Source organism: Vibrio fortis (genome assembly GCF_000695685.1).
In the GTDB taxonomy this organism is placed as follows: Bacteria; Pseudomonadota; Gammaproteobacteria; order Enterobacterales; family Vibrionaceae; genus Vibrio; species Vibrio fortis_A.
On record NZ_JFFR01000033.1, the window covers coordinates 335610 to 358099 of the forward strand.

The following is a 22490-nucleotide window of genomic DNA, read 5'->3' on the forward strand; positions in this document are numbered from 1 at the left end:
GCTACCACAGACTTGTATTTCCCTATGCGAAAGCGCAGAATCACAAAAAAATGAAAAGGAGCAACGAAATGGAACTGAAAGATATTCGCCGTGAATATGCTCAGGGTGGATTGAGACGCAAAGACTTAGCGGCTGATCCGATTGACCAATTTAATCTTTGGCTTGAGCAGGCTATTGAAGCCAAACTTACCGACCCAACTGCGATGACAGTTGCGACAGTCGATAAGGACGGCCAACCTTTTCAGCGCATTGTGTTGCTTAAGAATGTCGATCAACAAGGTTTCGTTTTCTACACAAACCTTGGTAGCCGTAAAGCGCAGCAGCTTGAGCACAACAGCAAGATCAGCTTGCACTTCCCGTGGCACCCACTAGAGCGCCAAGTACATATTACTGGCACCGCAGAGAAGTTGAGTGCTGTGGAGAACATGAAGTACTTCTCTTCTCGTCCAAAAGAGAGCCAACTGGCGGCAATCGCAAGTAAGCAAAGCAGCCGCATTTCTGCACGTGGCATCTTGGAAGGCAAGTACCTAGAACTTAAACAGAAATTTGCTAAGGGTGAGATCCCTGTACCGAGCTTCTGGGGTGGTTTCCGTGTTCGAGTAGACAGCATTGAGTTCTGGCAAGGTGGTGAACATCGCTTACACGACCGTTTCTTGTTCTCGCGTCAAGATAACCGTTGGGATATCGATCGACTTGCGCCGTAGTTAGGCGTTCCGAGTTTACCAAGGCTAAATACTTAAACACCGCGCTGTAATCTTCAAAGATTGGCGCGGTGTTTTTTGTGGCTTTTGAAATGAGGTAGAAGAGAGATAAAAGCCAGTGATCATTAACCGTTGTGAGTCATATTGGGTGGTTGATGAGTATCATGGTTAATTGGTTGTCGTCACTTCACTGTGCAGCACCACTGAAATCTGCCGATTGAGCAAGCTCTCTGGAATGACGGAACCAAGGCCAGAGTCCAGTGCAAACTCAATCAATTGGCTTTTACTGTTGGCATCGAACTTTTGCTTAAGGCGTGCCACGTGACCCTCAACGGTTTTTATCGAAATCGTCAGAATCTGTGCAATGTACTGAGGCTTCTTTCCAAACAGCAGCAAAAACAGCACTTCGGATTCGCGGGCTGTGAGCTTCTTGTTGAGCTTTGATTGTCTAGGCTCTGAACCAGCAATCGAGCCATCACACTTCTTGGCACTGGTCGCTTGGCAAACCCAGTGACCCACCTCCAAGATGGCAGTATCAGTCAGCTCTTGGCCATAGAATATCGTTCCCTGCACCTCGCCATCATCATCTAACCAAGGCGTTTTGGTAAAAATATGGGCGTGCCAACGGCCGTCAGGGTATGGGTGAATATCTAGAATTTTTAAAGTCTTACGTGTTTCCATCACGTATTTATCTTGCGCTCTGAAGTCTTGCGCACATTCCGTTGTTTGGCTTGGCATATCGAAGTCTGTCAAACCTGCGCTGTTTTGGTTGTCGGTCAAACCGATCAGTCGATTGTAGGCTTGGTTAGCATAAACAAAGACAGAGTCAGTATCTTTGCATCCCCAGCAGCCCGGCAACTGTTCAAACAGAGAGCGTTGTATTGAGTTAAGTGTTTTCGACAAAATATTATCTCAGTTTCGGAACTAAGCTAATGATATCAGTTTCTTATAACGCTGTATTGTAAATTCATGGAAGCGTCCCGAAACGATGATCACGGGAAGAATGATCAAGGATAGGGAGGGGGATGAGTGTCTGGATATCGCGAGTTGATCCGCCACAGCATATTTTAAGCAAAAAAAAGCCAGCCTGAAGACGGGCTGGCTAAAGACAAGATCTGCCTTGTCGACGTGTAGAAGATTTCAGATTAATTCACGAGGGTCATGCAAATTAACCTGAGGTATCAGTGAGATACCCAGAGTGACTTACTACTCTGTCGACAAATTTACTCCTAGGAGTGCGAATGCATAAGGGGGGAATTCCCCTATAAACAAGACTCAACACGACAAATGAGAAGTGAGAGCCCTGTTTTGTGAGAGGGGGAATCGAGAAGTTAGTAATCGAGAGCCTATAGCTCTCGTAATACTCTGAAGCCTAAGTGGTTGGCTGCTGTTGTCGGTGGAACGTAGAGTTCATTGAAAACTTTAGCTTCTTCAGGAGAGAAGCTCCATGCGCCACCCTTTGCGATGCCTTTGTGATTGGTTGTCCACTCCCATACATTGCCTACCATGTCGTAGAACCCAGTTGGGGTCGGTAAGAATGATTTCACTGGCGAAGTGCTGACGTTTGACCATGGTGTTCCTGCCCAGCCAGTATTCGCTTTGCCTGAGCGGAACTCGTTACCCCACCAGAAGTTGGTGTCTTGGCCTGCACGCGCTGCCGCTTCCCACTCCTGTGGTGTAGGTAGACGATAGGTAAAGCCTGTTTTTTTAGATAACCAACGCGTGTAGGCCTTGGCGTCGTTTTGACTAACACATACCACAGGTGAGCTGTCAGCTTGCTTAAAGCCAGGGTTTCGCCAGTAACTATTCGATACGGCAGTGATCTCGGTATTGACGAAGGTATCACAGGTGTTCATCAGCTCGGCATCTGTTTGGTAGCCAGTACTGTCGATGAAGGCTTTGAAATCTTGAACTCGGGTTGGTGTCGCCGCTAATGCAAATGGCTTTTTGATCGTCACTTGCTTAGCATTGTTCTCACCTAGCAGGTAACGACCCGCACCGACGACGATCATCTCTGGGCTCTGGCTATCATCACCCATAGGATCAGCAAACTTACTACCGACGTTGAGTGTGTTTTGCTTGGCTTGTAATACAGCTCTTAGGTTGTGGTCACGAGCAATTTTAAGTTCTTGATGGAAAGAGAGGTACCCCTCTTTTTCAATCGTCACCATATGCTGGCCAGTCGGTAACATGACTTCAACGGGTGTACTGCCGTAGTTAACACCATTGATTGATACCTTGTCGTTATACTGGTTTGAACGGACCACCAAGTTAACCCAAGCGACCTCTTTTTGCTGATCATCGGCTTTCTGGTCAGTTTCTGTAAAGCAGTGCGATGATTGAATCCCAAGTAGGCGACAAGGGGTGTTCTTGTCTGGGCGAGTTTCTAGGCTTGCCGTGATGTTTGCTTGGTAGCGGTTTTCGGCACCAAAACCTGAACTTGCCACTTTGTGTTGTAGAACGTGAATGTTCAGCGATGTCGATGCCAAATGCTCTTTTGCTGTCTTTGATTCTGTCGCGTTGTCGATCACACTGTTTTGGAACTGTTCGACGGCTTTTTGAAGCGCCAATGTCACCGTTTGCTCTGAGCATTGCGCTAGTGTCATGTCGTCGCTGCAGCGATTGGTAAAGCTAACAGTCTTCTCTTCGGTTTTGGTGATCTCACTTCTGAGTCGCTCGGCTCTCGCTCTTAGTTTTCCTTTGTCCAGATCCGCAATTGAAGTTTCAATCGAACTCTTTTCGGCTTGGAAGGCCTCTAGCTCCATCATTAACGCTTGTTGCTTTTGCTCAGAATCAGAAACAGCCAGTTTCCCCTCTTTTACCGATTTCCAAGCATCTTGAAATCGGTTTTGAGCTGGCGATATATCGAAGTCAGGCTCATCAATCATGCGGCTGTAATCTTGCTCTAAGCTTGCTTTCGCTGTCGCAAGTTTTTGCTGTGATTGTTCAGATAACTTAGTAAGGCGGGCCACTTGCTCTGTTTGATTGTCAACTTGGTTCTGTTTGTCGGCAATCTTCTTTTCGACTGCTGCCAAATCGGCATGCTTTTCGAAAAGTGAGCTTTCTATGTCGATAACAGATGTAGTGACAGCGGGTGGTGTCGCTTCAGCCAAAATAGCGGGTGCCATTAAGCTAGGAGCGAGTGCAAACAGTAGAGTGGGTAAACCTTGGCGCATGATGGGCTACTTCATTCGTAAAATGGGTGAATCAAATGTTTTAGCGAAAGCCATGTTGGCTGCAGTTGAATCGTATCACTATCAACACAATGGAGAGTTTTACATCGGCTTAGCTCTATAAAGTGCTAAGCCGATAGGCAGGTTTAGCTTTCCTTGTTTGGAAGAAGCTTAACCCAGATCGTATCGCTGCCGTTGATAGTCACTGTGCGGTTGTAAGACTCGTAACCTTGCTTTGAAACTGTTACTTGGTGACGACCGCTTGGTAGCGCAACTTGCAGTGGCGTGCTGCCATACTTGATGCCATTAATCGTAACAGAGTCGTTGTACTGGTCAGAACGAACGGTCACGTTAGCCCATTGCTTATTGTTCTTGTTACTCACAGCTGCGTCGCTGCCTGTTAAACAGTAGCGTGTTGATACGTTCAGCAGGTTACATGCAGCAATTGCTTCAGGCTTGGCTTGTAGCTGAGCTTGCATCTGCATGAAGTACGAGTTGTTACCAGAGAAGCCACTCTTGATTGGTTGGCTGTCTTGAACATGGATATTGAGTTGAACACCTTGCAAGTTCTGCTTCGCTAATGTGCTTTCTGTGAGCTGCTCAAGCAACTGGCTCTTGAACGTCTGTACCGCTTTTTGGTTGGTTAGGTATTTACCCTGAGCAGTACACTCACCTAGCGTCATTGTTGAGGCACAAGTCGTGGTGTAGCTGGTTTCTAGAACTGCGCTTTCGCGTAGCTCTGTTGCAATACGTTTTACACGTGCTTCAACTTTTAGCTCTTTTAGATTGGCCAGCTCGTTGTTCAGGCGAGCCTGCTTTTGCTTAATCTGAGAGAGGTGAATTTCGCTCTCGTTGATCGCTTGTTGGTTGTCTAGCTGAGCCGATTGATTTTCTTTAACGGCTGCCCACGCATCTTGGTAGCTTTTCTGGAAAGAGATAAGATCGGTTTCTGGGTCTTCAAGTAGACGGCTGTACTGTTTATCAAGTGCAGACTTCGCTCTGTTACGTTTTGCCTTGAGTTCTTCACCCTCACGCACCAATTTGCTGTTGTTGTTTTGTAGCTCTTTTAGCTTCTCAGCAGCCGATACTTGGGTTTCTGAAATACGCTCAATATCTGAGTTTTTCTCAGTGAGTTTTGCATCGATAGCTGAAACGGGATCGACTTGATTCAGTTCTTCAGCTGATACCGATGCAGATACCCAAAGAGGGGATAGCGCAAGCAAAAGCGCTGAAATTCGAAAGTTAGTCATAGGTCCCTGCAACTTATAGATTGAAATTGGCTCGTTGATACGGTGTCTACTTCCTAGTTGTAAGTCACTAGATTATTAGCAATTAACACAGTACCCGACTTTATACCGTTTTATTCCCTTTCAATCTACTGAAATGGGTAGACTTATTACTAATTTTTATAAATTGAAAGTGATTTATTTGAGCTATATACGAAAATTTCCTGTGATGTCCTATCGATTAGATTCTCAATTGTGAGTCACACTGATAAGCGCTGGTGGCTTGTGTTACATAAGTCGCTCAAAGTTGGTTTTACACTCCCCGTAGTTTGTACGCTCTTGATCATCTTTCCGGAGGCATGATCACCGTGATCGCAAGGACGATCTTGTGACGATTACCTGTGCTAAATGACTCTCATGATCATTTACAAATTCATCTTGAGCTAAAATCAGAGTATTATCCCCGATCTGTGACTATCAAAACTGTTTCGACATGCCAAAATTACCCATCATGCCCAACCTCGATCTTTCACCGCTAGGCTTATCAGGCCCTCGTCCTGCTGAGATCGTGACTTTGCCATCTCATATGGACTGTCACGAGCACCAATATTCGCAAGTCGTGATCGGGCTTAAAGGTCAAGCTGAGTTCGAAGTCAGCGGTAAGGGCAATTTAGTCGGGCCTGGTCAAGGTTGTGTAGTAACGGCTTGTTCTGATCATGCTTTCGGTGGCGTGGTGGGGCAGTCTGATATCTTGGTGTTGAACATGCCTATGCCAAGTAATGATGACCCACTGATGTTAGAGAAGATCAATCAGCTTGCGTCATCTAACGTTTACTTCCAGTTGGACGGGCAGATCCAAAAGCTGATTCAGATGCTGGTGCAGGAGATGCAAGCAAGTCCGGACGATCTGCTATTAAGCCGAGCTTGTAATGACACGGTGATCGCGCTTCTACAACGCCATATCTCTGAATTTGAAACATCTATTAAAGAATCACGCTTTGATCTTGAGGCGCTGGATCGCTACATCGAACAGCATTTAGCAAATAAAATCTCAGTGGCGCAATTGGCTGGTAGTGTGTTCTTAGGTGAAAGTCAGTTCCATATGCTGTTTAAAGAGCAGATGGGCATCACTCCGCATCAGTATGTATTAGGTAAGCGAATCGACCGTGCTCGCCGTTTAATTGAGCAAGGCAACCTCAGCCTTGGTCAGGTAGCGGAGCTGGCAGGCTTCTCTGGTCAGTCTGCATTTACTCACACTTTTTCCCGTCTTCAGGGGATGTCACCATCTCAATACAAAAAGCAAATAACTGTTAAATAGTGAAACAAAACGGCACATTCGTTTGAAGTTTCATATGTGATGATGTTTTTGTTTTGTTAATAAACCCAGTTTTTAGCAAAAAACTCGGAGTTTTTGACAAGTATTCCTTATATACTCTCAATACACTGCAGCCATTGTAGAAATCTCGGACGTTTTTTGTTCGGGTGTGAGATTAAGGAAAACGCATGTTTACAGCTACTGATGTGTTAAAACCAGAGTTCAACGAGCAATCGCTTGGTGAGCTGTGGTCGCTTATCTCACCATTATATATGGTGGATGAAACCCAATGGCTAGAGCAGCTTCTGCCGCTAGCTACGCCTTCTGAGTCTGAAAAGCAACAAATCACGGACAAGACAACCTCGCTTATCGAAACGATTCGTGCAGACAAAACATCGATTCAAATGATCGATGCACTGCTGCTTGAATACAGTCTAGATACGCAAGAAGGTATTTTGTTGATGTGTCTTGCTGAAGCACTGATGCGTATCCCTGATGCTGCAACTGCTGATGCATTGATTCGTGACAAGCTAAGCGTTGCTGACTGGAAATCTCACCTGAAGAATTCTGACTCTGTGTTTGTGAATGCATCCACTTGGGGTCTAATGCTTACGGGCAAGGTTGTGGGCCTTTCATCAAATGAGCAGAGCCCAACACAGGCGGTAAACCGTCTAGTAAACAAGCTTTCTGAGCCGGTGATTCGTAAAGCGATGCACCAAGCGATGAAGGTAATGGGTCATCAGTTTGTTTTGGGTCGCAGCATTGCTGAGGCACAAAAGAACGGCAAACCTATGCGTGACAAAGGCTTTACCTATTCATACGACATGCTAGGCGAAGCGGCACTGACGACTGCAGATGCAAACAAGTACTTCAAAGATTACCTAATGGCGATTGAAGCTGTAGGTCGAGACACTTATGTTTCATCAAAATCTAGCCCTGCACCATCAGTATCTATCAAGCTTTCTGCACTGCACCCTCGTTACGAAGTAGCGAATGAAGAGCGTGTTCTGACAGAGCTTTGCGACACGCTAGAGCAGTTGCTGCGCCGCGCGATCGAGCTTGATGTTGCGATTACCATCGATGCTGAAGAAGCGGACCGTTTAGAGCTTTCTCTAAAACTGTTTGAGAAACTTTACCGTAGCGAACTTGTGAAAGGCTGGGGTAAATTTGGTCTGGTTATTCAAGCGTACTCTAAGCGTGCACTTCCTGTCTTGGTATGGCTGAACCGCTTAGCAAAAGAGCAGGGCGATCTGATCCCACTGCGTTTGGTAAAAGGTGCGTACTGGGATAGCGAAATCAAATGGTCGCAACAAGCTGGCTTTGATAACTACCCGGTTTACACACGCAAGGAAGCAACCGATGTTGCTTACCTAGCCTGTGCTCGTTACCTACTGAGCCCAAGTGTTCGTGGCAACATCTTCCCGCAGTTTGCGAGCCACAACGCACACACTGTGTCTGCTATTGCTGTAATGGCTGACCACAAAGATTTTGAATTCCAACGCCTGCACGGTATGGGTGATTCCCTGTACAACCATGCGATGGAAGCTTACCAACAGTCAGTGCGTATCTACGCGCCAGTTGGTAGCCATAAGGATCTACTTCCTTACCTAGTTCGTCGTCTGCTAGAAAATGGCGCGAACAGCTCGTTTGTACACCGCTTGGTGGATGCACGCTGCCCTGTGGCAGAGCTAACGCAACACCCAGTGGATATGCTGCTAGCGTTCGATACGCTGAACAACACTAAGATTCCACTGCCACCATCTGTGTTCCCAGAGCGTAAAAACTCTTACGGTGTCAACATTGATATCGAAAGTGAAGCGCACAGTTTTGAAGAGCAAGTAAAAGGCTTCTTGGATAAACAGTGGACGGCTGGCCCGATCATTAACGGTGAAGCTCTTGCCGAAAGCATGATCAAGGCTGATCAGAATGTTGAGCAAGTAACAGCACCATACGATCGTCGTATCAATGTTGGTCAGGTGGCTTTCGCAAACCTTGATCATGTTTCCGAAGCGATCAGCGGCGCAGATGCGGCGTTCGCAGATTGGAATGCGACTTCTGTTGAAGTTAAAGCCGCGGCTCTTGAGAAATTGGCTGACTTGATGGAAGAGAACCTTGCTGAGCTGGTGGCAATCTGTCACCAAGAAGCGGGTAAGACAATTCACGACAGCATTGATGAAGTGCGTGAAGCGGTCGACTTCTGTCGTTACTACGCAAAACAGGCAGACAACCTACAAGAATTTGAACTGAAAGGCTTTGATGGCCAAGTTCGTTTGGCATCTCGCCAAGGTCGTGGTGTGTTTGTATGTATCAGCCCTTGGAACTTCCCACTGGCGATCTTCCTTGGTCAAATTACAGCTGCATTAGTTGCAGGTAACACTGTCGTTGCAAAACCAGCAGAGCAAACCAGCTTAATCGCTGCTCGCGCAGTTGAGTTGATGCAACAAGCTGGCTTCCCGGCAGGCACAATTCAGCTTCTACCGGGTCGCGGTGCAGAAATCGGTAGCGCACTAACCAGCCACGATGCGATTGCAGGTGTGGCGTTTACAGGCTCTACACCAACTGCTCAGCGTATCAACGTGTCATTGGCAAGTCGTACGGCTAAACCTGTTCCATTTATCGCGGAAACAGGCGGCCAGAATGCGATGATCGTCGACAGTACGGCGCTTCCAGAGCAGGTAGTACGTGATGTTATTCGTTCAGCGTTTGCTTCTGCAGGTCAGCGTTGTTCAGCTCTACGTGTGCTTTACATCCAAGAAGACATTGCTGATCGCGTTGTTGCTCTTATCCAAGGTGCGATGAACGAGTTGAGTGTTGGTATTCCACACCTACACAAGACTGACGTTGGCCCTGTTATCGACAGCAATGCGAAACAGAAGCTAATGGCTCACCTTGAGAACATGACTCAAACGCAGAAGCGTGTTGCTCAACTAACCCTAGGTGATGCGTGCGAACACGGTGACTTCGTGCCACCAAGCGCTTTTGAGATCAACGATATTAGCTGCTTAACTGAAGAGCAGTTTGGCCCTGTGCTGCACATTGTTCGTTACAAAGCGAGCGAGCTGGCGCAAGTGGTTGAACAGATAAACCAAACAGGCTTCGGACTGACTATGGGTATTCATAGTCGTAACGAAACCACTTACCGTTGGATTGAAAAACACGTTCGCGTGGGTAATTGCTACATCAACCGTGACCAAGTTGGTGCGGTGGTAGGTGTTCAACCATTCGGTGGTCAAGGTTTATCAGGAACAGGACCGAAAGCGGGTGGACCACACTACCTATACCGCTTTACCGATGTTCACTTTTCTCAAGCGCAGGCATAAGGAGCGATATCATGGTTCATCAAGTGACAGGTTTTTCCGATGCATTTCAAGCGTGGGAACAGTGGAACCTAACCGATTTTGATCACAAGAGTGCTCAAATTCTGGCATTAAAATCTGAGATCGAGAGTCAATCAGCGCCACTAGCGGCGGTTGCTGGCTATCACATCGAACAGGCTTCTTCTCTGTTAGCTGAAGAGCACCTACTTGTAGGTCCTACGGGCGAAACGAATGAGCTATACGCGGCAGGCCGTGGCGTAGCTTTGGTTATCGTTGATGAGACTCAAGATTCATTACCAAAGCTGCAAACGGCAACGGCAATGCTGACGGCTGCGCTTGTTGCAGGTAACAGCGTGATTGTGTGTAGTGATGATACTCAGTTCAATACTCTGATTGCGGATGCAGCAAAACAAGCGAATCTGCCATCAAACCTTGTTCAAACGACATCGTTCGATGCGTCTCAGCAACTGCTTGCTTGTGATGTTCGTAGCGTGGCGTATGTGGGCAATCCACAAACTGAACAAGCGATTGATTTACAACTTGCTAAGCGAGACGGCGCTATCGTCGGTTTAGTGTCTGAAACGGATCTGACGGCAATGCATGTTGCTCACGATCCACACCTATCGTTGCGCTTTATTACTGAGCGTACACGAACCATAAATATAACAGCCGTGGGTGGTAATGCGACCTTGCTTGAGCTTGGGAGCGAAGCCCACTAACCTTCAACACCACTGATGACTGGAGGCAGCTTCGGTTGCGCCGTGATATCAGGAACCCTATCTGACTAAACTTGGCCAACATTGTGTTGGCTAAGTTTTATTGGCTAGGCATGGAAGGATTTTTCTAAATGAGGACTATCAAATGATAGAAAACAGTTTTGCAATAACATCAACGTTCATTGCGTATCTAATTATGATGCTGGCAATCGGGGTTATTGCTTACAAACGTACATCTAACTCAACTGACTACTTTCTTGGTGGTCGTGCACTAGGCCCTTGGCCTGCAGCACTTTCTGCTGGTGCGTCGGATATGAGTGGTTGGCTACTACTAGGTCTGCCTGGCTACGCGTATGCAGCAGGTTTTGAAGCTTTCTGGTTAGCTGGTGGCCTACTAGTTGGTACTTGGGCTAACTGGTTAATCAGTGCTAAGCGTCTGCGTACTTACAGCATTACAACAGATGCATTGACTCTGCCTGAGTTCCTATCTCGTCGTTTCAATGATACGTCTAAGCTGATCCAAACAATTTCTGCTTTCTTCATTCTTCTCTTCTTCCTTTTCTACACGAGCTCAGGCTTGGTAGCGGGCGGTAAGTTGTTTGAAACAGTATTTGGCTTAGACTACACCACAGCGGTTATCATCGGCACAGTATGTGTTGTGTCGTACACGCTATTTGGTGGCTTCCTTGCGGTATCTTGGACTGACCTTGTTCAGGGCCTATTGATGTCTGCAGCGCTACTTATCGTGCCTATCGCAGCGATGAACGGTGGCCTTGGTCAACTGTCTAGCGACCTACACAACATCAACCCAGAGCTGCTAACGCTATGGAATGATGCGAAAGGTGAGCCTCTATCTGCGATTGCAATCATCTCTCTAGCGGCATGGGGTCTAGGTTACTTCGGTCAACCACACATCCTAGCGCGTTTCAAAGCAACACGTACTAACAAAGACCTAGGCACTGCGCGTCGTATCGCAGTGGTATGGACTGCACTGTCTATGGCTGGTGCGATGCTAGTAGGTCTAGTGGGTCTGATCTACGTAACCAACTCTGGTGCACCTAAACTGGATGACGGCGAGAAGATCTTCATGCTTCTTGTGAACGCAATGTTCCACCCAGTAATCGCAGGTATTCTACTGGCAGCTATCCTAGCGGCAATCATGAGTACTGCGGATTCACAACTTCTTGTATCTTCATCTGCAATGGCAGAAGACTTGTACAAGCAAGTACTGAAGAAAGACGCGACATCTGAAGAGATTGTACGTGTAGGTCGTTTTGCAGTTGTGATTATCTCACTTATCGCACTGTTCCTAGCGATGACACCAGACAGCTCTGTTCTTGGTCTTGTATCTTACGCATGGGCAGGCTTCGGTGCTGCATTTGGTCCAGCTATCGTACTTAGCCTGTACTGGTCTCGTATGAACCGTAACGGCGCTCTAGCGGGTATCGTTGTGGGTGGTGTGACTATCGTAATGTGGAAGCAGCTAACAGGTGGTTGGTTCGACGTGTATGAAATCGTACCGGGCATCATCTTCTCAGCTATCTCTATCGTAGTTGTGAGCCTAATTACTGGTGAGCCAGAAGAGTCGGTTAAGAAGCAACACGAGAAGTTTGAAAAGCAATTAGTTGAACTAGACTAATTCTTCACACGCCAATCTATTTAAACAAAGAGTCACTTCGGTGGCTCTTTTTTTGTGCCTGAATATCATCATGCCACCACAACCTTGCTCCCCAAGACACCGCTCGTAGAGAGGCGATAGAAAGCTGTGGTTGGTTTATCGCTCTGAGCTCATTGTCTTTTCTTAAAAGCTCAACAAAAGAATGCATGGCAGATGTCTCAAACTAACAGAATGGCGAATTAGAATTGTCTTTGCGATGACTTTCTGAGCAAGTTTACATTGTAAATTATCGCCGCTTTGTGACTGAGTTTTTCATAGGATTTAATGAAGACTAAGCTCGCCTTGCTTCAAAAAACCGTTTACCGATACGGTGTTTTTTTGAACTTAGCCCTCATTTTTATAAATCATACGGTGAATGTTTGAACTGAATTGGACATGATATGTCAATTGTCAGTAATGAGGACAAGCCGGATAGGATAAAGGTATGCCAGATCTATATTGCAAAACGTGTAAGAAAACCACTCACCACAAGTCGATCATGAAGCGCTGTGAGATCGCACCGGAAACCTTATCAGGTCGTATGTTATTGCTTACCTCAAAACTGTTCAGTGGCACTCAGTACTATGATATGGAAGTTCAACACTTCTGCAGAACGTGCAACAGCCGAGCAGAAGAGCTTCCTAAGAAAGAGAGCGAAAGTGTTGCTCCGCAAGTCGGGTTAGCTTAGCTTTTCGCTGTAGATACCTAGCCGAACGGCAAATCTTAAAAGAAGCATAAAGCTAAAGACGAAGAAAGTAGCGAGATTAGCAATAAAAAAACCTCCATGTAGGAGGTTTGATGTGCTTAAGCGGCTTGCTTTATGCCTTCTGGTTCAACGAGAAAGCCATCTAGTTTTACTTCCCAGCCGTAGCTTGAATATTCGTTTGCAAGTGCTTGAGCGACGTCTTTAGATACGGTTGCTCGAGTCCATAAGCCAATGCCGTAAGGTTTGTATGCGATTTCTTGTGTTTTCATATATAGAGTCATCCTTTCTCTCTGTGCAATCTATTATTCACACAGCCCTCAATAGATACTTTTCTCTATAGCTCAACTTATTTGTTAAAAAGGTCAAGTTTATAACATTATATTAACAGTCTGAAACTGAATTTATAAGTTGTCAATATGGCCAATTCTCTTTATATCTTCCTTGTAAATGTGGTGTTGTCGACCTGTTTTAAATTCTGTGAGCCGTGCTCTGCAGGTTTTGGTCAAGCATGGAATATACTCACCCTATATTGAGACTGTTTATAGAGATGTTATGCCTCAACACCAATTGGATCGTATCGACAAAGAGATACTACGAATCTTGCACATGAAGGGCCGACTGCCGGTTGTTGAACTGGCTAAGCAGGTAAACCTCACCACTTCTCCATGTTCGGATCGTTTAAAGCGTCTCGAGAAAGAGGGCTACATTACTGGTTATCACGCCGAGTTGTGCTCTGAGAAACTTGGGCTTGATGTGCAGGTGTTTATCCATATCCGCCTTGATCAGACCAGCTTCTCTATTTTTGATAAGTTTGCACAGGCTGTGGAAATGATGCCTGAGATTGAAGAGTGCTATTCGCTTTCTGGTGACTTCGACACCATGATCAAAGTACGAGTTAAAGATATGAAGGCGTATCAGTCGTTTATGTCGACTAAGCTTGGTACGCTACCTGGCGTGATACAGACAAGAAGCGAAGTGGTTATTGAAGAGCACAAAAAGGGCTTTGGCGTGAACCCTGAATTGCTCTCTACCTTGGGCTAGTTCTGTTTTCGCTCTGATTATGGGATATAAAAAATGGAAGCCACATGGCTTCCATTTTGCGTTCTAAAGGAGAGAGTTTACGGTTTATAGAGTGATAGCCGCTGAGATAACGCCAATTACGCCACCGAAAACACCACCCCATACCACAAGCCAGCCAAGGTGCTCTTTGATCATTTTCTGTACCATCTCTTTTACCAACTTTGGTGTCAGCTCGCTCAAGCGCTGGTCGATGATCGCTTCGATGTTCTCTTTGATTTCGTCCATCATTGCAGGAGACTCAAACTGCTCTTTGAGGGCATTTTTCACAGTGTCACTTTGGCCAATCTCAATGATAGAAGTCTGCATTTTCTCTACAAATGGCTCTTTCAGCGGTTGAAGTGCTTCTGTGCCACCAAGCATTGCGAGCATCCCGCCAAATTGAGAGTTGGCGATCACTTCGACCAAGGAATCGAACGCAGGGTTAAGGTCAATCTTCTTGATCACTGGCTCTAAGTTCAGCGACTGGCCGCCGGCCATTTCGCTGCTCAAGAAGCGGTCGATGTTACTTTCGGTAAAGAACTGTTCCATCATCAACTGCTTGATGGCCGCTTTAAACTGTTCGAAACGAGCTGGAATCACACCTGAGCCATACAATCCCGGCACTTTTTCAAACAGCATGTGAATGGCAAGCCAGTTGGTAATCGCGCCAGAAAATGCGAATAGGCCCGCATAAAGTAAGTATTGGCTAGCCGTAAAGTAACCCGCAGCCAGCAGAGCTAAAGCCACCGCGTTAGTGATAACACTCTTGTTCATAGTTGTTCTCTAGATTAAGTCTTGCGCGCATTTTAAAAAAAATCAGGAAAGAAACAAATAGAAAGCAGCAAGCTTATTCATGGATCTAGGCTAATCATGAAATTTAGCTTGCCGTGGATCATAGCTTGATCGTTGACTTTGTTTGATAGTCAAACTACATTGATAAGCAAGTAATTTGATTATCAAACTAAAATGGAATAACGATGAACCCTCAAGTTAAGCATTCACACCACTTTTCTGCCCGTAACCAAACGGGTGAAAGAAGGACTTTTTATGTCTTGTTGTTAACCGTAGTCACTATGGTGGTGGAGATCGGGGCAGGGATGGTATATGGCTCCATGGCGTTGTTGGCTGATGGTTGGCATATGGGGACTCACGCTGCCGCATTTTGTATCACGCTATTTGCTTATCGCTATGCGAAGAAGCATGAAAGCAGTGACCGATTTTCATTTGGTACGGGGAAAGTAAGTGTGTTGGGTGGCTACACCAGTGCTATTGCGCTGGGTATTGTTGCTTTGTTGATGTTTACTGAGTCGGTGCATCGCTTGCTAAACCCTCAAGCTATCCAGTTCAATGAAGCGATAGTGGTGGCTTGTATCGGTTTGGCTGTGAATGTGGCGAGTATGTTCTTATTGGGCGATCATCATCACGACCATCACGACCATCACGACCATCACGACCATGACCACAGCCACCATCATCATGATCACAACCTCAGAGCTGCGTATATGCATGTGTTGGCCGATGCGCTCACCTCTTTGTTGGCGATCGTCGCGTTGTTGTTTGGCAAATTCTACGGCTGGAACTGGTTAGACGCGATTATGGGTATGGTCGGTGCCGTCGTTATCTTAAAGTGGACAATGAACCTGCTTAAACAGACGAGCCCGATCCTGCTAGACGAAAGCATTGACTCAAACTATCGCCAGCAGATTATTGAAGAGCTTGCCCCGGATGCTGAGGTGATCGATCTGCACATATGGAGAATCAGTGGTCATCACTATTCGGCAGCCATTGCGCTGCAATCAAATGGTGATTTGAGCGTGAATGACTTTAGGCAACGGCTGGCGAAGTTTGATAAGATTAATCATCTTACTCTTGAATTAAATTAGTCATTTGTCATGCAAAACCTTGAACACCTAAGTCAGCTTATTACCGAATTCTACGACAAGATGTCTTCTTGGGAGCAATCGGTTGTGAAAGAGACGGGCTATTCGCTAGCTCAGGTACACACCATCGAAGTACTGGGTGTTCATGGTGCTCTGCGTATGAAAGAGCTGTCTGAAAAGCTTGGGATTACGACGGGAACGTTGACGGTTCAGATTGAAAAGTTAGTGAAAGCAGAGTTAGTGAAGCGCTGCGAGCATCCTACAGACAGACGCGCCATCGTGGTTGACTTAACACCAGCAGGGCAAGCGATTCATACCCAGCACAACCAGTTACACCTAGAGCTAGTGAATGACTTAACCAGTGGCATCTCTTCGGAAGAGACGCAGGTTTTGACAGCATGCTTAGAGAAAATGAATCGCAAGTTCTAGTTAACAAGAAAGCCAGTTAACAAAAAAGCGAGTTAATAAAAAGCCAGTTAGTAAAAAAGCTAGCCAATAAAAAAGGCTAGCCTCCCCCCGAAGTCTAGCCTTATTCCAGAACGCGCAAGCGAAGCGTCTTTGTCTGTTAGTCATATTATATAATTACGACATAACATTCTGCCACGCCCAATTTACGACTATCTAACAAATTAGTGTGAATCGCCCCGCATATTTAAAATTGCATACAATTTAAGCGTTGGATGCCTGTTCCAGATCATCTCCGATAAAGCCACCTGTTTGATGATTCCACAGTTGAGCATAGATGCCATCTTGTGAAATGAGCTCTTGGTGCGTGCCCTCTTCAACGATAGTGCCCTGGTCTAGTACGATTAAGCGATCCATTGCTGCAATAGTCGACAAGCGGTGCGCAATCGCAATCACCGTTTTACCTTCCATCAGCTCAATCAAGCTCTCTTGAATTGCTGCTTCTACCTCAGAATCGAGTGCAGATGTCGCTTCATCAAGTACCAATAGCGGTGCATTCTTCAGAAGTACACGAGAGATCGCGATACGCTGACGCTGACCCCCTGACAGTTTCACACCACGCTCACCCACTTGTGCATCGTAACCTAAGTTGCCGAACGGGTCGGTTAGGGTTTCGATGAACTCATGAGCATGCGCTTGCTTGGTCGCTGCATACAACTCTTCGTCAGTCGCATCTGGACGACCGTAAAGGATGTTGTCTTTGATTGATCGGTGAAGTAGTGAGGTGTCTTGTGTCACCATACCGATGTTGCTACGCAGCGAGTCCTGCGTAACCTCTGCGATCTCTTGCCCATCAATCAGAATGCGACCTTTTTCAACGTCATGGAAGCGAAGCAGCAAGTTAACCAGCGTTGATTTACCCGCACCAGAGCGACCTACTAGACCTACTTTTTCACCCGGTTTGATGTTGAGGTTAAGGTTGTTGATGACCCCTTTGTTCTCACCGTAGTTGAAACTCACGTTATCAAAGTGAATGCCACCTTGAGGCACTTGCAATGGCTCCGCGTTTGGCTTGTCTTCGATAGCGATTGGTTTAGCCAGCGTTTTCATGCCGTCAATAACGGTACCCAAGTTTTCAAATAGGCCACCGATTTCCCACATGATCCACTTAGACATACCATTGATACGCAGTGCTAAGCTGACCGCGATAGCGATCGCACCAACGGTGATCGCGTCATCTAACCATAGATAAATCGAGATACCTGCGATGGCGAAAACCAGTAGGTAGTTAGCAAACTCAACCCACACGTTAAAGCCAGTCACCAAACGCATTTGACGGTAAACCGTGTCTAGAAAGCCTTCCATTCCCTCTTCAGCGTATTCCGTTTCACGCTTGCTGTGTGAGAAGAGCTTAACCGTCGCAATATTGGTGTAGCTATCCACGATTCGACCGGTCATCAGTGAACGCGCATCGGCTTGTTCAGAAGAGACATCTTTTAGCTTAGGTACAAAATGCAGCTGAATACCGACGTAGACGAACAGCCAGATCAGCATTGGTGCCATTAAGCGCCAATCGGATTCAGCCAACATGAATAGCATTGCCGTAAAGTAGACTGTCACATAGACGAATACATCGACCATTTTGGTCACGGTTTCGCGAACGGCCAATGATGTTTGCATCACCTTAGTTGCGACACGCCCTGCAAAGTCATCTTGATAGAAAGAGAGGCTCTGCTTGAGAAGGTAGCGGTGGGCAAGCCAACGAATCGACATTGGGTAGTTGCCCAGTAAAGTTTGGTGAAGCAACAGAGAATATATCGCGATCATAACTGGCATGATGACCAATAACAGAACCCCTAAACCAATCAATGTTGATTGATTATCCGCAAGGAAGGTCTCTTTATTACTGGTCGACAACCAATCCACGAGCTGGCCCATATAGCCAAACAGGGCAACCTCGATGATGGCGATAGTCATGCTCATTAAGCCGAGAAGCAGTAATGGTTTTTCAAAGCCACGTGTGTAATGTCGACAAAAAGCCAATATGCCGCTTGGGGGCTGTATTGGTTCGTCTTTTGGGAAGGCCTCGGTAAAGCCTTCAAATTTCTTAAACATAGATTTCCCTTAGTCAACCTCTGCATCTGTGTGCAAAGTTGTAATTATTGTGGTGATTTTAGATCACGAGTAAAACAAGTCCATGACAACGCGATAAGCGAAATCATAGTTATTTTTTAATGAGTTAGGGTTGATGTGAAATGAGACGTTGACTGACTGCCGCGGGATCAACGTGTTATGCAACAGGGCTATCCTAACGCTAATTGGATTAAATTGTAACCAAAACTGACACTTAGCGTCATATTACTGTTCGAATAGGATGCGATAAGTGAGTAGAGGGTGGCGCTCAAGGTAGTGCAGTAAAAATTAGGGAGGATCGGGTGTTTGGCAGGAATTATTGAGGTTAGCTAATGAAATTATCAATAATTCAGTGATTTTTCTCGTAACAACCTGTTTACAATTAGCGGGTAAATTCCAGATAGGGACAGTTGAGATGTTAAACCTACATGAAAAATCACTACAAACAACGAATGTACAAAATGCAAACTGTGTAGTGATGGTGCCACCTAAAGAGTTTCGTTTTAATGAAGAGACCGCGCGTGACAATGAATTTCAGCAGCGCGTTAACTTGACTCAAGAAGAAGTAAAGTCGCAAACCATGGCTGAGTTTAAGGCAATGGTGAAGGTACTTCGCAAAGAAGGCGTGCAAGTAGTCGAGTTTGATTATCCTGAGCTTGGTGTTGAAACACCGGATGCGGTTTTCCCAAACAACTGGTTTAGTACTGTTAGCGACGGCAGCCTATACACATTCCCAATGGCGTGTGAAAACCGCCAACATGAAGTGAAGCCTAATGCTCTCATCGAAGCGCTTGAAGCATCTGGTCGTATCGTAAACCATGTGGACACGCTTGAGTCTTACTTGCAGCAGGGTGCTTACCTTGAAAGTACTGGCGTAATGGTGATCGACCACATCAACAAAACCATCTATGCAGCCCTTTCTCAACGCTGTGATAGAGAAGTACTGGAAGACTACGCCAAGCGTATCGGTTATTCGCGAGTGGTTTCTTTCCAAACGGCTCTGCCTTCCGGCCACCCGATTTACCATACCAATGTGATGATGGCGATAGGTGATAACTTCTGCGTGATCTGTGATGAAGTAATTCCAGAGTTCGAGCGTCGCTTTGTCGTGAAGTCCCTTGCGAAAGACAAACAAGTGATCTCGATTTCGATTGATCAGATGAACCGCTTCTGTGGCAACATCCTTCAACTTGAAACCGTGAATGGCGATAAAGTGATTGCAATGTCACAGTCGGCTTTTGATGCGTTTTCTCCTGCACAACGCGCTCAGCTAGCGACGCACGGTAAACTGCTGCCATTCAACGTGAAGACCATCGAAGATATCGGCGGTGGCTCAGTACGCTGCATGCTTGGTGAGGTATTCTTACCTACCAGAGTGAATCGCCTGTAACTTGCAAACAATTAAAAAACCACTTCATGATGAAGTGGTTTTTTTTATCTGAACTCTTTTAACGAAAGCTTTTATGCTCAATGAAGTGGCTGGATCGCTGCACCACTTCTTTCGAATACACCAAAGCGGTGTGATTGAGGTTGAGAGCGCAGGTGTCGGTTGCCCCTTTTAGGTTGGCATCTTCCAGTGTTACCGTGCCATCGCCATGATTCTTTCCCAGTACGATTCTACCTACGCCTGCATCATAAGTGCCAGTGATAACCCCAATCGGTACGTCGTTGTCATAGTCGCCAAGCCCATCATTGAGGATGTGTTTAGTTGAACCAAAAATGAATCCTAGTCCATGATTAGAGAGCGTTTTGGCTATGGTTGCACCGTTGTGCGGTGTGCCCGCGGTAATGATACAAGTATCGGCAAATTTGGGCTGATAATGTTTGAAGTAGTGACGAATCAGTAAGCCACCGAGTGAGTGTCCAAAGAAGTAGACCTCATCATTTTCGTCAAAACGGGCAGTGACAAATCGATTCAATCGCTTGGAAGCGGATGGAAAGCGCAAAGAGTTATAGGCAAACTTGTGAGTTTGAAAGCCGCGCTTTTTAAAGTTTCTATCTAGATACTGCATGATCAATGCAGGCATATAGAGGCCGTGAATTAATATTATGTGCTTGTTTTTATTGTTCATTTCACCTCCGAGTAATGCTCTCTTCAGTGTATTTATTTGCCTAAATAAACTCAATATAAATCGGCAGCAACAGAGTGAAAATCGAGTATGAAAAAAGCCACTACATGAGTGGTTTTATCGAGGTGTTATTCATGATTTGTTTAATCAACTTTTGCCACGGTTCCTGTCACCCAAAACTCGTTCTCACGTGACTGAATCTGTTCTCCAAGAAAGTCGACAAAGCGACGAATCCTCGCTGTGCGGCGCAGGTCTGTGTGGAGCAACAACCAGATGCTTCGATAGGGTAGCGGCTTTTGAAATGGAGCGCGTACAAGGTTTGGGTGCCTGTCACCTAAATTGCATGCGAGATAAGCCATACCAAGCCCTGAAGCGGCTAAATTTATCAACGGGACCAGCTCCGAAACTCGGTGTTTAAGTGTGGCTTTTGGGTAGAAGCTCTCTTTTAGCCACTGAGCACTGACATCACCCTCTGGTTCGTGCCATCCAATAAAGTGTAGCCCTTCGCCAGCGTTGTCTTTTACTTTCTCCGCGTATTCTCGGGTGCAGTAGGCGGCTTGCGACATCTGCACCAAGCGTCGACCTACGGCGTCGTCGTAAACTTCATTGGCTATGCGAATCGAGACGTCTGATTCACGACGGCTCAAGTTAGCGATGTCGTTACCGAAATTGAGATTAAGTGTGATATCTGGATAACGCTCAGCAAAGAGTGCTAGGTCATCCATGATCGAGGTCATCGCCAATCCATGAGGCATAGAGACATAAACGGTGCCAACAGGCTCACTGTCTTTGCCAATGATCATGCGTGATGCTGCGACCATCTCCTCTTCGACGCGCTCAGCGTATGGGAGCAGTTCTTCTCCTATCTGAGTGAGCTGTAAGCCTTGCTTGGAGCGGTCAAACAGTCGACTACCAATCTGCTCCTCCATGACTGACAGGCGACGGGTGAGCGTGGTGTGATTGATCTTGATGCTCTCGGCTCCCCCACGCAGTGTTCCGCTGCGCACCACCGCGAGAAAGATCTTCAGGTCATCCCAGTTAAATGTATAAGTCTCATTGCTCAGCATAATTCTGCCTATGGTTCATTTTTGAAACACAGTGTCCACTTTTACCTATATACAGTCCATTTTTCAATCATGTTAGCTTAATTACACGTTAAACATCACCGAGAAGGGAACATGATGAACTCAATAACAAGTGTATTAATTACGGGTGCCAACGCTGGCTTAGGCTTTGAAGCAGCGCGCCAGTTGGCTCAACAAAGTGGCATAAAGAAGATTTACTTGGGTTGCAGAAACCAACAGAAAGCGAACGAAGCGAAAAGAAAGCTGGTTGAAGCAACAGGCAAAGATTTGTTCGAGATTTTACTACTTGATGTCTCCGAGTCATATTCTGTGCAACAGGCGGTCTCGCAAATGAAATCCCCAGTTGATGCAGTGATTCTGAATGCTGGCGGTACGGGGGGAAGAACACCACATCAGCTGACCGAAGATGGCGTGACCACTATCTTTGCCGCGAATGTTCTGGGCCATGTAGTACTTGTAGAAGAGCTAGTGAAAAAGCAGTTGGTTACGTCGACCGTTCTTTATGCGGGCTCAGAGACGGCACGCGGTGTACCAAGAATGGGTGTTGCTAAGCCTGAGCTAAAGGACACCTCGGTACAGGAATTCTCGTCAATTGCAGACGGAAGTAAATTCGGTTCAAACGCGGATCCGTTGGATGTTTACGGCACCATTAAACTGACTGGCACTCTATGGATGTCATCGATGGCGAGACAGCATCCGCACCTTCGTTTTGTAACCATCAGCCCGGGCGGCACGACTGGCACCAATGGTATGGACGATTTGCCACTGTTGAAAAAGGTGTTCTTTAAGTACGTGGGCGGAACCGTGATGCCACTATTTGGCATGATGCACAGTGTCGAGAAAGGCGCCAAGCGTTACCTAGAAGGCTTGTTTAATCCAAGCTTTGAGAGTGGCCGATTTTACGCGAGCCGAGCCGGTTCTCCGACAGGGCCTGTGATCGACCAAGTGACACTGGAGCCACTATTTAACAACAGTTCTGCACAAGACAACGCGTATCAAGCGATTCAACAGTTTTTAACAGCGAAAACACCAGCATAAGGAGAGATAT

20 protein-coding genes are annotated in these 22490 nt (G+C 46.3%); 12 read left to right on the forward strand and 8 right to left on the reverse strand.

All coding sequences use genetic code 11. The features are described from left to right. Positions 1-68: 68 nt before the first annotated feature. On the forward strand, positions 69-704 hold the full coding sequence (gene pdxH, locus VFDL14_RS00365; protein ID WP_032553753.1) for a pyridoxamine 5'-phosphate oxidase: 636 nt from the start codon (positions 69-71) through the stop codon (positions 702-704). A gap of 165 nt (positions 705-869) precedes the next feature. Here the strand turns inward: pdxH and VFDL14_RS00360 are convergent, their stop codons facing one another. Then, positions 870-1604, reverse strand: a complete 735-nt coding sequence (locus VFDL14_RS00360; RefSeq protein ID WP_032553755.1) for a PAS domain-containing protein — start codon at positions 1602-1604, stop codon at positions 870-872. 443 nt (positions 1605-2047) lie between these two features. Then, complete coding sequence (locus tag VFDL14_RS00355; RefSeq protein ID WP_032553756.1) at positions 2048-3877, reverse strand: formylglycine-generating enzyme family protein; 1830 nt, start codon at positions 3875-3877, stop codon at positions 2048-2050. Here VFDL14_RS00355 and VFDL14_RS24800 point away from each other — a divergent pair. Next, on the forward strand, positions 3768-3998 hold the full coding sequence (locus tag VFDL14_RS24800) for a hypothetical protein (RefSeq protein ID WP_167332360.1): 231 nt from the start codon (positions 3768-3770) through the stop codon (positions 3996-3998). The two genes, VFDL14_RS00355 and VFDL14_RS24800, sit on opposite strands and share 110 nt — an antisense overlap. Before the next feature lie 22 nt (positions 3999-4020). On the opposite strand, the gene VFDL14_RS00350 is transcribed toward VFDL14_RS24800, so the two are convergent. Then, positions 4021-5124 (reverse strand): PEGA domain-containing protein, encoded by a 1104-nt coding sequence (locus VFDL14_RS00350; RefSeq protein WP_032553758.1) that lies wholly within the window; start codon positions 5122-5124, stop codon positions 4021-4023. A 469-nt stretch (positions 5125-5593) separates the two neighbouring features. Here VFDL14_RS00350 and VFDL14_RS00345 point away from each other — a divergent pair, with 469 nt between their 5' ends. From VFDL14_RS00345 to VFDL14_RS00325, 5 genes are all read left to right on the forward strand, one after another. Further along, positions 5594-6418 (forward strand): helix-turn-helix domain-containing protein, encoded by an 825-nt coding sequence (locus VFDL14_RS00345; RefSeq protein ID WP_032553760.1) that lies wholly within the window; start codon positions 5594-5596, stop codon positions 6416-6418. A 185-nt stretch (positions 6419-6603) separates the two neighbouring features. Beyond that, entirely contained in the window at positions 6604-9735 is a 3132-nt protein-coding gene (gene putA / locus VFDL14_RS00340; protein ID WP_032553761.1) for a bifunctional proline dehydrogenase/L-glutamate gamma-semialdehyde dehydrogenase PutA, read from the forward strand. Positions 9736-9746: 11 nt separating this feature from the next. Next, positions 9747-10451 (forward strand): 1-pyrroline-5-carboxylate dehydrogenase, encoded by a 705-nt coding sequence (locus tag VFDL14_RS00335; RefSeq protein WP_032553763.1) that lies wholly within the window; start codon positions 9747-9749, stop codon positions 10449-10451. Between the two features lie 145 nt (positions 10452-10596). After that, the gene (gene putP / locus VFDL14_RS00330) at positions 10597-12087 is read left to right on the forward strand and encodes a sodium/proline symporter PutP (protein ID WP_032553884.1); all 1491 of its coding nucleotides are present in this window, start codon (positions 10597-10599) and stop codon (positions 12085-12087) included. A 463-nt stretch (positions 12088-12550) separates the two neighbouring features. Further along, positions 12551-12793: a hypothetical protein gene (locus VFDL14_RS00325; RefSeq protein WP_032553764.1), complete on the forward strand. Its 243-nt coding sequence runs from the start codon at positions 12551-12553 to the stop codon at positions 12791-12793. A gap of 116 nt (positions 12794-12909) precedes the next feature. Here the strand turns inward: VFDL14_RS00325 and VFDL14_RS24805 are convergent, their stop codons facing one another. Then, positions 12910-13080, reverse strand: a complete 171-nt coding sequence (locus VFDL14_RS24805) for a hypothetical protein (protein ID WP_167332363.1) — start codon at positions 13078-13080, stop codon at positions 12910-12912. A gap of 283 nt (positions 13081-13363) precedes the next feature. Between VFDL14_RS24805 and VFDL14_RS00320 the strand changes: the two genes are divergently transcribed. Continuing rightward, positions 13364-13852 carry an Lrp/AsnC family transcriptional regulator gene (locus VFDL14_RS00320; protein ID WP_032553765.1) on the forward strand — a complete coding sequence of 163 codons (489 nt, stop codon included), beginning with the start codon at positions 13364-13366 and terminating at the stop codon, positions 13850-13852. Between the two features lie 84 nt (positions 13853-13936). Here the strand turns inward: VFDL14_RS00320 and VFDL14_RS00315 are convergent, their stop codons facing one another. Continuing rightward, entirely contained in the window at positions 13937-14644 is a 708-nt protein-coding gene (locus tag VFDL14_RS00315; protein WP_032553766.1) for a hypothetical protein, read from the reverse strand. Between the two features lie 203 nt (positions 14645-14847). Here VFDL14_RS00315 and dmeF point away from each other — a divergent pair, with 203 nt between their 5' ends. Continuing rightward, entirely contained in the window at positions 14848-15753 is a 906-nt protein-coding gene (gene dmeF, locus VFDL14_RS0123580) for a CDF family Co(II)/Ni(II) efflux transporter DmeF (RefSeq protein ID WP_032553768.1), read from the forward strand. Between the two features lie 9 nt (positions 15754-15762). Continuing rightward, positions 15763-16179 (forward strand): MarR family winged helix-turn-helix transcriptional regulator, encoded by a 417-nt coding sequence (locus tag VFDL14_RS00310; RefSeq protein ID WP_032553769.1) that lies wholly within the window; start codon positions 15763-15765, stop codon positions 16177-16179. A 240-nt stretch (positions 16180-16419) separates the two neighbouring features. Here VFDL14_RS00310 and VFDL14_RS00305 read toward each other — a convergent pair whose 3' ends face one another. Next, positions 16420-18270, reverse strand: a complete 1851-nt coding sequence (locus tag VFDL14_RS00305) for an ABC transporter ATP-binding protein (protein ID WP_032553770.1) — start codon at positions 18268-18270, stop codon at positions 16420-16422. A gap of 433 nt (positions 18271-18703) precedes the next feature. On the opposite strand from VFDL14_RS00305, the gene VFDL14_RS00300 reads away from it, so the two are divergent. Beyond that, a complete protein-coding gene (locus tag VFDL14_RS00300) occupies positions 18704-19678 on the forward strand; it encodes an arginine deiminase-related protein (RefSeq protein ID WP_032553772.1) in 975 nt (324 codons plus the stop codon). A gap of 58 nt (positions 19679-19736) precedes the next feature. Here the strand turns inward: VFDL14_RS00300 and VFDL14_RS00295 are convergent, their stop codons facing one another. Both VFDL14_RS00295 and VFDL14_RS00290 read right to left on the reverse strand, forming a co-directional pair. After that, positions 19737-20360 carry an esterase/lipase family protein gene (locus tag VFDL14_RS00295; protein ID WP_032553773.1) on the reverse strand — a complete coding sequence of 208 codons (624 nt, stop codon included), beginning with the start codon at positions 20358-20360 and terminating at the stop codon, positions 19737-19739. 140 nt (positions 20361-20500) lie between these two features. Further along, positions 20501-21424: a LysR family transcriptional regulator gene (locus VFDL14_RS00290; RefSeq protein WP_032553775.1), complete on the reverse strand. Its 924-nt coding sequence runs from the start codon at positions 21422-21424 to the stop codon at positions 20501-20503. Between the two features lie 114 nt (positions 21425-21538). On the opposite strand from VFDL14_RS00290, the gene VFDL14_RS00285 reads away from it, so the two are divergent. Next, positions 21539-22480 carry an SDR family NAD(P)-dependent oxidoreductase gene (locus tag VFDL14_RS00285; protein ID WP_032553777.1) on the forward strand — a complete coding sequence of 314 codons (942 nt, stop codon included), beginning with the start codon at positions 21539-21541 and terminating at the stop codon, positions 22478-22480. Positions 22481-22490 lie beyond the last annotated feature (10 nt).